General features: G+C 68.1%; 9 protein-coding genes. 4 read left to right on the top strand and 5 right to left on the bottom strand.

Annotated features, from left to right (window positions below):
- The first annotated feature begins 10 nt into the window (after nucleotides 1-10).
- The 4 genes from gatA (at nucleotide 11) to ACTJJX_RS07740 (ending at nucleotide 3,872) form a co-directional block, all read left to right on the top strand.
- Nucleotides 11-1,465: an Asp-tRNA(Asn)/Glu-tRNA(Gln) amidotransferase subunit GatA gene (gene gatA, locus ACTJJX_RS07725; protein WP_003112871.1), complete on the top strand. Its 1,455-nt coding sequence runs from the start codon at nucleotides 11-13 to the stop codon at nucleotides 1,463-1,465.
- Between the two features lie 91 nt (nucleotides 1,466-1,556).
- Complete coding sequence (gatB, locus tag ACTJJX_RS07730; RefSeq protein WP_223218630.1) at nucleotides 1,557-3,017, top strand: Asp-tRNA(Asn)/Glu-tRNA(Gln) amidotransferase subunit GatB; 1,461 nt, start codon at nucleotides 1,557-1,559, stop codon at nucleotides 3,015-3,017.
- A 59-nt stretch (nucleotides 3,018-3,076) separates the two neighbouring features.
- Nucleotides 3,077-3,454 (top strand): septal ring lytic transglycosylase RlpA family protein, encoded by a 378-nt coding sequence (locus ACTJJX_RS07735; RefSeq protein ID WP_003116225.1) that lies wholly within the window; start codon nucleotides 3,077-3,079, stop codon nucleotides 3,452-3,454.
- Between the two features lie 31 nt (nucleotides 3,455-3,485).
- Entirely contained in the window at nucleotides 3,486-3,872 is a 387-nt protein-coding gene (locus ACTJJX_RS07740) for a carboxymuconolactone decarboxylase family protein (RefSeq protein WP_003094405.1), read from the top strand.
- A 124-nt stretch (nucleotides 3,873-3,996) separates the two neighbouring features.
- On the opposite strand, the gene ACTJJX_RS07745 is transcribed toward ACTJJX_RS07740, so the two are convergent.
- Genes ACTJJX_RS07745 through ACTJJX_RS07765 form a run of 5 tightly spaced genes read right to left on the bottom strand, consistent with a single transcriptional unit; the run spans nucleotide 3,997 to nucleotide 13,420 of the window.
- Nucleotides 3,997-4,788, bottom strand: a complete 792-nt coding sequence (locus tag ACTJJX_RS07745; RefSeq protein ID WP_003112868.1) for a YfaP family protein — start codon at nucleotides 4,786-4,788, stop codon at nucleotides 3,997-3,999.
- A 4-nt stretch (nucleotides 4,789-4,792) separates the two neighbouring features.
- Nucleotides 4,793-6,442, bottom strand: a complete 1,650-nt coding sequence (locus ACTJJX_RS07750) for a YfaQ family protein (protein WP_016852112.1) — start codon at nucleotides 6,440-6,442, stop codon at nucleotides 4,793-4,795.
- Entirely contained in the window at nucleotides 6,439-10,989 is a 4,551-nt protein-coding gene (magD, locus tag ACTJJX_RS07755; RefSeq protein WP_016852113.1) for an alpha-2-macroglobulin MagD, read from the bottom strand. The genes ACTJJX_RS07750 and magD overlap by 4 nt, the downstream gene beginning before the upstream one ends.
- A 26-nt stretch (nucleotides 10,990-11,015) precedes the next feature.
- Nucleotides 11,016-11,654 (bottom strand): DUF1175 domain-containing protein, encoded by a 639-nt coding sequence (locus tag ACTJJX_RS07760; RefSeq protein ID WP_003112865.1) that lies wholly within the window; start codon nucleotides 11,652-11,654, stop codon nucleotides 11,016-11,018.
- Entirely contained in the window at nucleotides 11,651-13,420 is a 1,770-nt protein-coding gene (locus ACTJJX_RS07765) for a DUF2138 domain-containing protein (protein ID WP_016852114.1), read from the bottom strand. The genes ACTJJX_RS07760 and ACTJJX_RS07765 overlap by 4 nt, the downstream gene beginning before the upstream one ends.
- Between the last annotated feature and the right edge of the window lie 27 nt (nucleotides 13,421-13,447).

The following is a 13,447-nucleotide window of genomic DNA, read 5'->3' on the forward strand; positions in this document are numbered from 1 at the left end:
ACGCGGACACATGCTGCATCAATTGACCCTCGCCGAGATCGCCCGCGCCCTCGCCGACAAGCAATTTTCCGCCGAAGAGCTGACCCGCACCCTGCTCGGTCGCATCCGGCAGCTGGATCCCCAGCTCAACAGTTTCATCAGCATCACCGACGACCTGGCCATTGCCCAGGCCAAGGCAGCCGACGAACGGCGCGCCAACGGCGAGAACGGCGCCCTGCTCGGCGCGCCGATCGCCCACAAGGACCTGTTCTGCACCCAGGGCGTACGCACCAGCTGCGGTTCGAAGATGCTCGACAACTTCGTCTCGCCCTACGACGCCACCGTGGTCGAGAAGCTCACCGCCGCCGGCGCCGTTACCCTCGGCAAGCTGAACATGGATGAATTCGCCATGGGCTCGTCGAACCAGTCCAGCCACTACGGCGCGGTGAAGAACCCCTGGAGCCTCGACCGCGTGCCGGGCGGCTCCTCCGGCGGTTCCGCCGCGGCAGTCGCCGCGCGCCTGCTGCCGGCCGCCACCGGCACCGATACCGGCGGCTCGATCCGCCAACCGGCGGCGCTGACCAACCTCACCGGGATCAAGCCAACCTACGGCCGGGTTTCCCGCTGGGGCATGATCGCCTACGCTTCCAGCCTCGACCAGGGCGGCCCGCTGGCGCGCACCGCCGAGGACTGCGCGCTGATGCTGGGGGTGATGGCCGGATTCGATCCGAAGGACTCGACCAGCGTCGAACAGCCGGTGGACGACTACCTGGCCGCCCTGCAGAAGCCGCTGAGCGGCCTGCGCATCGGCCTGCCGCGGGAATACTTCGGCGCCGGCCTCGACAGCCGCATCGCCGACGCGGTGCTGGCCGTGGTCGAGGAGCTGAAGACGCTCGGCGCCACGGTGAAGGACATTTCCCTGCCGAACATGCAGCACGCCATCCCGGCCTACTACGTAATCGCGCCGGCCGAGGCGTCCTCCAACCTGTCGCGCTTCGACGGCGTGCGCTATGGCTATCGTTGCGACGCCCCGCAGAACCTGGAAGACCTGTACAAGCGCTCGCGCGCGGAAGGCTTCGGCAGCGAAGTGAAGAACCGCATCATGGTCGGCACCTACGCACTGTCGGCCGGCTACTACGATGCCTATTACCTGCAGGCTCAGAAGATTCGCCGGCTGATCAAGAACGACTTCGTCAGCGCCTTTGCCGAAGTGGACGTGATCCTCGGCCCGACCACGCCGAACCCGGCCTGGAAGATCGGCGAGAAGAACGACGACCCGGTTTCCCAGTACCTGGAAGACATCTACACCATCACCGCCAACCTCGCCGGCCTGCCGGGGCTGTCCATGCCCGCCGGCTTCGTCGACGGCCTGCCGGTGGGTGTCCAGTTGCTCGCGCCCTACTTCCAGGAAGGCCGCCTGCTCAACGTCGCGCACCAGTACCAGCAGGTCAGCGACTGGCACACCCGCACCCCGGCCGGCTTCTAAGCCATGGCAACGCCACGCAGTCCCCTCCCCTCTCCCGGCGCGGAGAGGGCGACCCGCAGGGTCGGCAGCGGGACTGCGCAGGCACAGAAGGATTGAGGAACACCACATGCAATGGGAAACCGTGATCGGGCTGGAAATCCACGCACAGCTCGCCACCCAATCGAAGATCTTCTCCGGCAGCTCGACCGCCTTCGGCGCCGCGCCGAATACCCAAGCCAGCCTGGTCGACCTGGCCATGCCGGGCACCCTGCCGGTGCTCAACGAGGAGGCCGTACGCATGGCCTGCCTGTTCGGCCTGGCGATCGACGCACGGATCGACCGGCAGAACGTGTTCGCCCGCAAGAACTACTTCTACCCCGACCTGCCGAAGGGCTACCAGACCAGCCAGATGGACCATCCCATCGTCGGCAAGGGCCATCTCGACATCACCCTGGAAGACGGCACCACCAAGCGCATCGGCATCACCCGCGCGCACCTGGAGGAGGACGCCGGCAAGAGCCTGCACGAAGACTTCCAGGGCATGAGCGGCATCGACCTGAACCGCGCCGGCACGCCGTTGCTGGAGATCGTTTCCGAGCCGGACATCCGCAGCGCCAAGGAAGCCGTGGCCTACGTCAAGGCGATCCACGCCCTGGTGCGCTACCTGGGCATCTGCGACGGCAACATGGCCGAGGGCTCGCTGCGCTGCGACTGCAACGTCTCGGTACGACCGAAGGGCCAGGCCGAATTCGGCACCCGCGCCGAGATCAAGAACGTCAACTCCTTCCGCTTCATCGAGAAGGCGATCAACCACGAGATCCAGCGCCAGATCGAGCTGATCGAGGACGGCGGCAAGGTGGTCCAGGAAACCCGCCTGTACGACCCGAACAAGGACGAGACCCGCTCCATGCGCGGCAAGGAAGAAGCCAACGACTACCGTTACTTCCCCTGTCCCGACCTGCTGCCGGTGGTCATCGAGCCCGAGTACCTGGCGAAGCTGCGCGAGCAACTGCCGGAACTGCCGGTGCAGAAGCGCGAACGCTTCGAGAGCCAGTACGGCCTGTCCACCTACGATGCCAGCGTGCTGTCCGCCAGCCGCGAGATGGCCGACTACTTCGAGAAGGTCCAGGGCATCTGCGGCGACGCCAAGCTGGCGGCCAACTGGGTGATGGTCGAGCTGGGCAGCCTGCTCAACAAGGACGGCCTGGAGATCGAGCAGTCTCCGGTGTCCGCCGAGCAACTGGGCGGCATGATCCTGCGCATCAAGGACAACACCATCTCCGGCAAGATCGCCAAGATGGTCTTCGAAGCCATGGCCAACGGCGAGGGTTCCGCCGACCAGATCATCGAGGCCAAGGGCCTGAAGCAGGTCACCGACAGTGGCGCCATCGAGAAGATGCTCGACGAGGTGCTGGCGGCCAACGCCGAGCAGGTCGAGCAGTACCGCGCCGCCGACGAGGCCAAGCGCGGCAAGATGTTCGGCTTCTTCGTCGGCCAGGCGATGAAGGCCTCGAAAGGCAAGGCCAACCCGCAGCAGGTGAACGAGTTGCTGAAGAAAAAGCTCGAAGCGTGAGTCAAAGCCAGACGCCGGGTTCGCCCGGCGTCTTCTTGTCCGCCAGGAGCCTGTTGTCCATGCCCACCCCATCCGCCGCCGCGCGCCTCGCCCTCGCCGTCCTGCCCCTGTTCCTCGCCGGCTGCTCCAGCCTCGCCGGCAGCGGTTCCGCGGATACCGGCGAAGCCTCCTACTATGGCAGCCGCCACGCAGGCCTGCGTACCGCCAGCGGCGAGCGCTACAACCCCAACGCAATGACCGCTGCCCACCGCACGTTGCCGTTCGGTACCCGCGTGCGGGTAACCAACCTCGACAACCGCCGCAGCGTGGTGGTGCGGATCAACGATCGCGGGCCGTTCCGCCGCGGACGGATCATCGATGTATCGCGCAAGGCCGCCGAAGGCCTGGGTATGATCCGCAGCGGCGTGGCGCCGGTTCGGATAGAGTCGCTGGATTGAGCCACCTTCTACCCACGACAGGAACCTTCCGATGAGCGAACAAGGCAAGACCGGCCTGGAGATCCGACGTGAAGTCATGGGCGACGCCTTCGTCGAGCGCGCCATGGGCAACGCCACCGCCTTCACCCAGCCATTGCAGGACTTCGTCAACGAGCATGCCTGGGGCTCGGTCTGGGCCCGCGAGGCGCTGCCGCGCAAGACCCGCAGCCTGATCACCCTGGCCGCCCTGACCGCCCTGAAGTGCCCGCAGGAACTCAAGGGGCACGTGCGCGGTGCGCTGAACAACGGCTGCACGGTGGAGGAAATCCGCGAGGCACTGCTGCACTGCGCGGTCTATGCCGGGGTGCCGGCGGCGATCGATGCGTTCCGTGCGGCGCAGGAAGCGATCGATACCTGGCAGGGCGAACAGCCCGCCTGAGCCCAGGAGCCATTCGCAGCGGCATGAGCGCCGCCGTCAGGCCACGGGTTGATAACACCGATGCCTGAGCGACGGCGAATAACGCCAGGGGCGTTATCCGCCCTATGGGACCGAGCGCAGGCGCCTACGGATAACTGAAGCGCTTCACCAGCGTCAGCTCGCCAGGCTTGCGCATCGGCACCAGGAAGGTTTCCTGTTTCTCGTTCGGCGTGCCCTCTTCGGTGACCAGGGTGATGCGCGCCGTGGTCAGGTCCTGGGCGGCCTGTTCGGCGCCATCCTCGCTGCTGCCGTAGCCACCGCCGAAGTAGTTGACGTAGACCAGGTAGGGCCCCTTCTGCGGCGTCGGCGTGGCGATGATTTCCGGGCCGTAGCCGGTGGTGACGTCGACATCCAGGGTCGCGCCGTTGGCCAGCGAACGATTGCCATACCAGACATGGTCGCCGTCCGGGGTCACCAGGTGCAGGTCGAGGTCGGTGTTGTCGCTGTCCCAGGACAGCAGCACGCGCAGCTTGGCCGGCACTTCCCCGCCGCCGCCACCGTGATAGAACTGGACCCGTCGCGACTGCCCGGCGGCGTTGCGCACCTCGACGCTGTTGCTGCCGGACGGGAAGGCGAACGGGCGGTCGAAGCTGCCATCGGCGTCCACCTTCAGTGGCATGCTCACACCGTTCACCACCAGCGTCGCCGGGCGGTCCTTGGGCTGGCTCTCGATCGCGCCGCGAATGCGCGCGGTGGTCGCCTGGTCGGCGGCGACGTTGACCGAGGACGCCGGGTAGTTCACCACCTGCCGGTAATTGGCGGCGGAACCGTCGCCGGCACGCCAGCCGGAGACCGGCGTATCCAGTTTCACGGGGTTGTCCGCCCAGGCGACGAGGGGAAGGCAACTGAGCAGGGCGGCAAGGGACATTCGGTTCATGGAGTCATTCCAGTAGCAGGCGCCGGGCCAGGCTTTCGATATAGTTTTCGTCCTGGCCGCTGGGATGGGCGCGGAAGGCCAGGTGCAGGTATTCGTGGGTGAGGTCCAGGCGTTCCTGTAGGGAATACAGGCCGCGGACGAAGATGCGTTCGCGCTCGCGATCGACATAGGGCCGCCCGGAAGCCAGGCGGCACACGGAAAAACTCGGAATCTCCTCGTAGCCGGGCTCTCGGTCGAGACGCTCGCGCCACTGCCGGCGCTGCTTGCGCAGCCAGTCTTCGGCAGCCGGCAACGGCTGGCAGGCGGCCACCGGGTTGTCCCAGCGGCTCAGGCTGCTGCGCGGGAAAGCCTGGGCGAGGATGCTGTCGTAGCCCAGTCCCTGCCCGGCTTGCTCCACCGCGTGCTTCCAGGACAGGCGCGCCGGACCAGGCTGGTCGGAGTGATAGTTGACGGTCGCCCCGGCCAGCACCAGGTCGGCGCTCCAGGCAGCGATCCGCCGCGTCGGCGCGCTGGCCGGGCGCGGCGCCACGCGCTGGCGCTGGCTGCTGTCATCGATGGCCAGGCATTCGCCGCGCGGCGCGGCGTTTTGCAATAGATAGGTGCGAATGGTCACCGCCAGCGCGCGAGCGGCTTCCTTCGGCTGCGCCGAGGCTTCGCGCTCCAGCACCCGCGCCACGTACTCTTCGCGCGAAACCCGCGCGACCAGGCGCGGCACGCCATCCACCCGTTGCAGGAAGAGGTCGCCGGCGCTGGCGATGTCCAGTCGATTGCCGTTGGCGAAGAGCACTTGCTGCGGACCATGCAGCAGGCCTTCGGCGGCCGGGTGGCCGGAGGGATCGCTGACCGAGCGCAGCGGATAGCGGCTGAACAGGTTCACTTCCACGCAACGGCCCGGATCGGCCGGCCACGGACTCGGCAGGAAGCGCCCGAGCACCTCGGCGTAGCGGTCCAGGATCACCTTGCTGGTTCCCGGGCCGCCGAGCCAGAGCGGCGTTCCATCGACCAGCCAGCCGGCGAAACCGCCCTGGCGCGCCTGCGGGTCATGGTCGTCGAGCCAGCTCCAGGTCTTCACCCGCAGGCGGCCGCCAAGGCTGGCCACGGCATGGCCGTCGCCGGCCTGCAACGCCACGTCGAGCAGTACCCGCCGCGCCTCGCCCTGGGCCGGCAGTTGCTGCAACTGCTCCAGAAGCTCCTTAACCGGCACCCGCGTCTGCGGTTGCAGCCGTTCCAGATCGAGCAACCAGGCCGGTGCCTGGCGCGCCTGCCAGTAGCCGCGCCAGGCCTCCGGCCGCAAGGCGAGGCGCTGCGGCTCGAAATACAGCCCGCAGGAGCGCACCAGGGCGCGGTCACGACCGATCGTCTGGCCATTCTCGCAGCAGTAGACCTCCTCGCGGCTGCGCCCCTGGCAGGGATAGGGCGGCTCGGCCTGGCCGGTGTCGCTCAGCCAGGCGAAGACGAACAGTTTCCACAGGCTGCCCAGCGGAGCCTGCAAATCGGCCGGCAACGGCCGGCGCTCGAGCACCCGCTGGCGATCCAGGCTCACCAGTTCGTAGCCCTGGGTCGTGCGCCAGGCCAACTGGACCGGCGCCTCCGCTGCGCGAAGCAGCAACGGCACGGCGCACAGCAGGACCAGCCAGGCGCGCAACGCAATCACTCGACCTTGACCTTGGCCAGCGCCGGCTTGGCTTCCAGGGCCTGCTGTTCCGGCGCGTAGAGACGCAGGTAGCGGGCCGGTGGCAGGTTGAAGCTGCCTTTCTGGGAGAAACGCACCAGGTGACGGAAACGCTGCTCGCCACTCAGGCTGTCCACCGGCACCCCGTAGAACAACTCGCCCGGTTCGTTGCGCGCACGCTCCAGGGTGGTCGCTTCGTCGCCGGCCAGGCCGCTGATCTTGATGCCCCAGGTGGTGCGCTCGACATCCGCGCCGGGCGGCAGCGGCAGTTCCAGCATGCCGTAGCGTAGAGCGGTGTCTTCCGGAACGTTCAGGGTCACTTCGTCGAGATACAGTTCGTCGCTGGAAAGCGGCTTGTCGCCAACCTCCTCGACCTTGAACTCGAACGCCCCCTCACCGGGCACCAGGCGCAGCAGACGACGGCTGATCTGCACCGGCAGTTGCCCGCTCGGCGCCTGGGCGCTGCGGTAGCTGAGCGCAACCGGCAACGGCCGGGCCGGCGCCTCGTCCAGGTCGACCCAGCTCGGAATGCCGCGGCCGCGCCATTGCCAGTAGGTTTCGCCGCTGGCGCCGCGCTGCGCCTGCCAGTCCTTCGGCGGCTGCGGCAGCTTGCCCTGCGGCGCCTGGGCCAGGGCGCCCTGCAGCCAGGTCAGGGCCAGGGCGCGTTCCAGGGTCGATTGCGCCGGCGCCAGGCGTTGCAGCAGAGCGCTGGCCTGCTGGCCATCCACGGCCGAGCGAGAGGCCAGCAAGGCATCGGTGAACGGCAAGCCGGCCTCACGCAGGCGCTGCGTCGCCGTCTCGGCCTGGGCGGCCAGCGGCGCGGGCACCGCGACCCGCAGTTGCCGTGCAAGGTCCACCGCCAGCACTCGCGCCGCGGCCAGGCCGACGGCCGAGTCCGGGTCGCCCAGCACCAGGCCGTCGTCGGCCTCCAGCGGCTCCGCGCGCGCCTGCCCTTCGCCGGCGTTGGCCAGATCGTTGAGCAGGCCGCCGAGCAGGGTGTTCACCGGCAACTGCATGTCGCGGGCGAAAGCCAGGATCAGCGCACGCTGCAGCAGCGGGGTCTGCGTCGCCTGCTTGGCGTAGGGCTCGAGGATGCGCTGCCAGTGTTCGGCCGGCAGTTGGATCTCCAGTGCGCGGCTGGCGTACCAGTCGGCGTAGTAGGCGTAGGCGGTGAGGAAAGCGTCGCCATCGACGTCGCCACCCCACCAGGCGAACCAGGCGTCCGGGCCGGCCATCTGCACCAGGCGCAGGCGACTGTTCTGCATGATCAGGCGCAGGCGGTCGCGAATCCGCGGCTCGCCGCCGGCCAGCGCCGGATAGGCGATGCTCAGCGGTAGCAGTTGGCTGGCGGTCTGCTCGACGCCGCCGTAGGGATACTCCAGCAGATCATCGAGATTGCCCAGGTAGGCCGCGGCCGGGCCATCGGCCAGGCGCAGGCGTACGTCGCGCGCGTCCGCCGGCAGTTGCAGCGGGTTGCTCGCCGCCGCCAGGCTGAGGTTCTGCACCTGCTCCACCTGCCAGCCGTCGGCCAGCAGGTTGAAGCGCACCGCCAGGCGGTCGCGGACCTGCCCGTCCTGGCGCAGCTCGGCGCTCCAGTCGCCATCGCTGAGCGGCTGTTGCGCCAGCGGAATGTAGTTGACTCCCTTGGCCAGCTCCAGGGTCTGGCTGCGCTGGCTGCCAGGCGGCCCGCTGAGCAGCTCGGCCTTGACCGGCTGTTCGCCCTGGTTGAAGACGAACAGGCCGAGGTCGGGCTGGTCACCCTGGCGGAAGCGAGTCGGCCCGCTCCACTTCAGGTACAGCGGCTTCTCCGAGCGAAGGAACTGCTTCTTCTGGCCGACCTGGCCGTTGTCGTCGATGGCCCGCGCGGTGATCCGCCAGCGGGTCAGCGAGTCGGGCATGCGGAAGCTGAAGCTGGCCTTGCCCTGGGCGTCGGTGACCAGCTCCGGCTGCCAGGCGGCGGTGTCGACGTCCTCGCGGCGCGGCCGCTCCAGTACCTTGACGCCGCGCTCGCTGCGGTTCGCCCGTCCGGGTGCGCTGGTGCTGCCGGGCAACGCCACGTCGTAGCTGATGAAGGCCAGGCTGGCGCTGGTGCGCACGTTGTTGCGCCGCGGATGGTAGAAGAACTGGTCGATGCCGGGGGCGATCTCCGCCTGCAGGGCATAGACCATCTCATCCACCACGCTGACGGTCAGGTGGCTGGAAACCGGTTTGCCGGCGAAGCGCGTGGCCAGGGTCACGGTCACCGTCTCGCCCGGTTCGTAGCGCTCCTTGTCGGTGGCGATGTCGATCTCTACCTGGGGCATGCCGACCTTGATCCCGGCGTTCTGGAAGCTGTAGTCGCCGCCCTTGGTGTAGAGCACCGAGAAGGTCAGGTTCGGCGAGAACTCCTCGCGCACCGGGATCCACACGCGGTACTGGGTCGGATTGAGCTTTTCCAGGCGCAGCCAGTCGGCGCCCTTGGACAGCAGGGCGGTGGCCTCGACCTTGTCGCGCTCCAGGGACAACAGCGCATCCTCCACCGGCTCGGGGAAGGTGATCAGTGCGGAGGCTTCCTCGCCGGTGCGGTACTCGGGCTTGTCGAACACCACCTCGACGGTGCCCGGCACCGACTTCACGCCCTCGCCGCTCACCGAGTGGCCGGTGGCGCCAAGGAGCTGGCCCTTGTCGTCGCGCAGCTCCACGGAATAGGTACCGGGGCGCTCGAAGGTCAGCGCGAAGCGGCCGTCGGCGACCGGACCGCTATCGGTGGCGCGGTCCTCCAGGCGGATCCACTGGTAGCTGCTCGGCTTGAGCGGGGTCGGCTGTTCGCTGGCATAGCTGAACTCGACCTTCTCGCCGGCGGCGCTGAAGCGCTGCGGCGCGCTCAGGCGGTAGCGCGCGGCGCCGCGCTCGATGAGGATCTCCTTGCTGGTCTTGACCCGGTAGGCGGCGCCGTCGCTGGCGAAGATGGTCAGCATGTAGCGACTGGGTTTCTCGGCCGGCGGCAATTCGATGGCGGCGCGGCCCTTGCCGTCGGTGGTCAGTTCGGTGCTGCTCAGTTCCACCGGGAACTGGCCGAGATACTGCAGTTCGTTGTCCACCATCGACAACTGCTGGGCGCGCAGGCTCAGTTGCAGGCGCGCGTTGGCCACCGGCTTGCCGTCCGGATAGAGCAGGACGATCTCGCCCTTCACCGGCTCGGCGGTCTTGAAGTCCGGCTTGGCCAGGTCGAGGGCGACTTCGAAGTGCGGCTTGATGTATTCGGCGACGCGGAAGGCGCTGCTGTAGGTCTGCCCGCGGTAGTCGAAGCGCAACTCGTAGCCGCCGGCGACGGCGTTCTCCGGCAGTTGGAAGCGGCCATTGGCGCCGCTCTTCGCGTCGAAGCGGAGGTCCAGGCTTTGCAATACCGTGCCGCTGGCGTCGATCACGCTCAGGCGCACCGGCGCGCTGGCGGCGGCCTGGGATTGCCGGGCGTCCTTGAACTCGCGGCCGACCATCTTCAACGAGACCCAGTCGCCCGGCCGGTACAGCGGGCGGTCGGTGAAGGCGTAGATCTTGGTGTCGTAGATCTCGCTGTCGTAATAGAAGTTCTCGGAGACGAAGACCCCGCCCTCGCGGTCCTCGCCGATCACGTAGGAGCGCTCCGGACTGGCGTGCTTGAGCCGCAGCAGGCCGTCGGCGTCGGTATTGCCGCTGCTCATCACGCCCAGGCCGTCGGTCCATAGCACCTTGGTGTCGGGCACCGGGGTGCCTTCGTGCTTGCGTGCGGTCCAGACCAGCAGCTCGTCGCCGGCGACCTTGCTCACCGCCACGCTGTTGGAGACGAACACCACGGTGGTGGCGCGGTACTTGCCGACAAGCGCCTCGACCAGGTACAGGCCCGGCTTCAGCTTGCCCAGCGGGATGTAGACATTGCCCGGCACGACGTTGATGAACTCGCTGGAGGAACCGGCCAGCTTTACGTCCTGCGGCGGCTCGATGGGCTTGGCGTCCCACAGCGGATAGCGGAACTGGCTGACCAGCGGCAGGCCGGGAATCGGCGCGTATTGCGACTGCGCGTCGTAGGGCGTCGGCGCGGTCATGGCGTTGCCCATCTTCAGCTCGGGCACCGCCTCGGTGACCTGTTGCCGCGACTCGTAGGAGAAGGCGCGCTGCATCACCCGGCGCGACTTGCGATACCAGTTGTCCCAGAGATAGGCCAGGGTGTTCGACAGGCCTTCGCCCTTGAACTGTCCCTCGGCCAGGACCCGGTGCAGGTTCTTCTGCCGCTTGAGGAACTCCAGCGGCTGTTCGATCCGGTACAGGCGCACGTCGACCCCGCCATAGGGCTCCATGCGGTAGCGCCGGTAGTCGCGGCCGGGCGCTTCGAGACGGACCCGCGCTTCCTCGTCGGTGGCGAAGCTGCTGTCGGCGAGCAGGAAGAAGGATTCGCCGGCCATCGGCGTGTAGCCGCTCGGTTCCACCGTGTCTTCCGCCTGGACGGCGGCGAACGGCAGCAGGACCAGGGCGGCGACCGCCAGGCTACGGCTGAAACGGCGCAGGTTGCTCATTGCTGTGGTCTTCACTGGGACGCGATTCATTGAGAGAGGAAAGCCAGCCGATAGATGCCGATAAAGTTGGGATTGGATTCGTCGGGGATCCATCGGGTGTCCTTCCATGTCATGAGTTGTTGCAGGCTGACCGAGCGCATGCCGTTATCGGTCGGGGTGCTGCTGCCGGTGTGATAGGCGATGGAGCGGCCCATCCAGATCATCAGGTGCTGGTCGTCGCCCTGGTCGTAGAACATCAGGTCGCCGGGGCGCGCCTGGTTGAGGTCGCGACCGACCAGCCGGCTGTTGAACTGCACCAGCTTGATCGCATTCACGTAGGGCCCGACCTGGCCGCCACCCTGCTGCCAGTTCTGCGCCAGGCGCCGTTGCTCGGGACTGAGCGCCAGCTCCGGGGGCAGGTAGCGGTTGGACAGGCCGTTGGCGCGCAGCCACTTGCCATCGTGGACTTTCAGCGCCTCGTTGGCGGCGAAGCGCACCAGGCCGGCGCAGTCCTGTTGGTGCCAGCGCGGACTCGGCCCTTGGCGCAACTGTTCCTGGGCGATGCGCACGAACCAGGCGCGGAATACCTGCGATTGCTGCGGGTCGAGCGTTACCGCGGGCTCGCCGCGGGCAACGCCGCTGGCCAGCAGGAGCAGCGCCAGGCCGAAGGCAGTCAGGCGTCTCACAGCGACCGCCATTCCAGCGGCAGCCATTGCCACGGTGCGTTGGCCTGGCTTCCGGCAGGCAGCCCGAGGGCGTAGCTGCCCTTGCCGGCGAGGGTTTTCAGGCGCGGCATCAGGTAGGTGTCGGCGGCATTGCGGAATACCGGCTCCATGTCCTGCGGCAGGCTGTCGAGGGTTTCCCGTTGCAGCAGTTCGGAGAGCGGCTGCGGCGCCAGGTAGGCCGGTACCAGCGCATCCTTCGGCAACACCTCGGCGAGCGGCGGATAGCGTTTGTCGAGGGTGTCCAGGGCCTTGCCGAGCAACTGGTCGTCGAGGGAGAACAGCAGGGTCTGGCCATGGCGCGCCATGCCGATGCGGAAGAACGCGCGGCCGCTGATGCTCTCCGGGTTGTCCGCCTGGCTGGCCGGATAGGCGCCGAAGTTCGAGCTGACCTGGCGGGTCCAGCGGCGGGTCTGGCCATCCACCCGGTCTTCCACCGGGAAGCTGCCACCCTCGACCTTGGCTTCCTTCGCGCCGATCACGCGACCGAACAGCTTGCCCAGCTCGTCGTCGAGTTCGGCACTGGCCGGCGCGCTCAACTGGCCCACCAGCAGCGGCGAATGCAGCCGCGAACTGGCGTACCAGCAGAGACCGGCAGCGCCGCTGAGATGCTCGGAGAAGGCCTGGGCCATCTTCTGCTCGGCCCCCAGACGCTCCAGCATCACCCCGTACAGGCCAGGGGTGACCGGCAGCGCCACGCAGGCGCTGGCGCCCATCGGCATGGCCTGCCAGACCGGGGCGAAGTCCAGCGGCGGCTGGCGTTCCACCTCGTTCAGCGCCAGGTAGCTGCTCCAGCCCTGCTCGCCCTTCTCGAAGCGCACCCCGGCGAAGCTCGGGATGAAGCGCTGGTAGCCCATGGCCAGGACGCTGGCATTGAGGGTGATGCGCTGGCGCAGCTCGCCGCGGCCCGGCAGGCCGAAGCGCTCGGGGAACAGTTCGTCGCCGTCGAGCAGTGCCTCCAGGTCTTCGCTGGCCGGAGCGTTCAGCGGGCTGTCGTCGCTTTCGCCACCATCGTCGAAGAGCATCCGTGGGTTCGACAGCAACAACAGCCGGTCGCCCTTGGACAGGAACAGCATCGCCTTGTCGTTGCCGTAGCGCAGGCGATAGACCGAGGTTCCCGCCAGCTCGCCGACCTTGCGCAACTGCTGGTCGTCGGCGGCGATATGGGCCAGCGGCTCGATCACCCGCGCCAGGCCGCCGCGCTTGAGCACCACCACGAAGTCGCGCAGGCGGCCGTCGGCGCCGCGCCAGAGGGCGACCTGGGCCGGTTGGTCGAGCAGTTCCTCGACCAGGCTGTCCTTCAGGGTCAGGTCGTGCTCGTAGATGATCCGCCGCAACGTACCGGTCAGGCCGAGGCGGTCGCCATTGTTCTCGTAATAGAAGACGAAGTCCTCGGTCAGGGTATCGCGCAGCAACGGCACCTCGAGGATTTCCTTCGGCAGGCGGCTCAGCGACACGCTCTCGATCAGCGCGTCGGGCTTGCGCAGGTCACGGTAGGCACGTGGCGCGTCGGCGTCCGCGGGTGCCTGGGCGCCGATCGGCTGGCCGAGGTCCTCTTCGGCCGGGCGCCCTCCGCCGAGCCGCTCCAGCCAGCCCATCTGCCAGGCCAGCACACCGCCGGCGGCCAGCGCGGCGACGATCCCCAGCACCGGCCACAGGGCGCTTCGGGTGCGCGCAGCGGCGGGCGCAGGGGTTCCGTTGGCAGGGCTGGGGGTGTTGTTCTCGCTCATGGTTCGCTAATCCCGTGTCATCCGTAC

This window comes from Pseudomonas sp. 22490, assembly GCF_052044465.1.
Lineage (GTDB): Bacteria > Pseudomonadota > Gammaproteobacteria > Pseudomonadales > Pseudomonadaceae > Pseudomonas > Pseudomonas aeruginosa.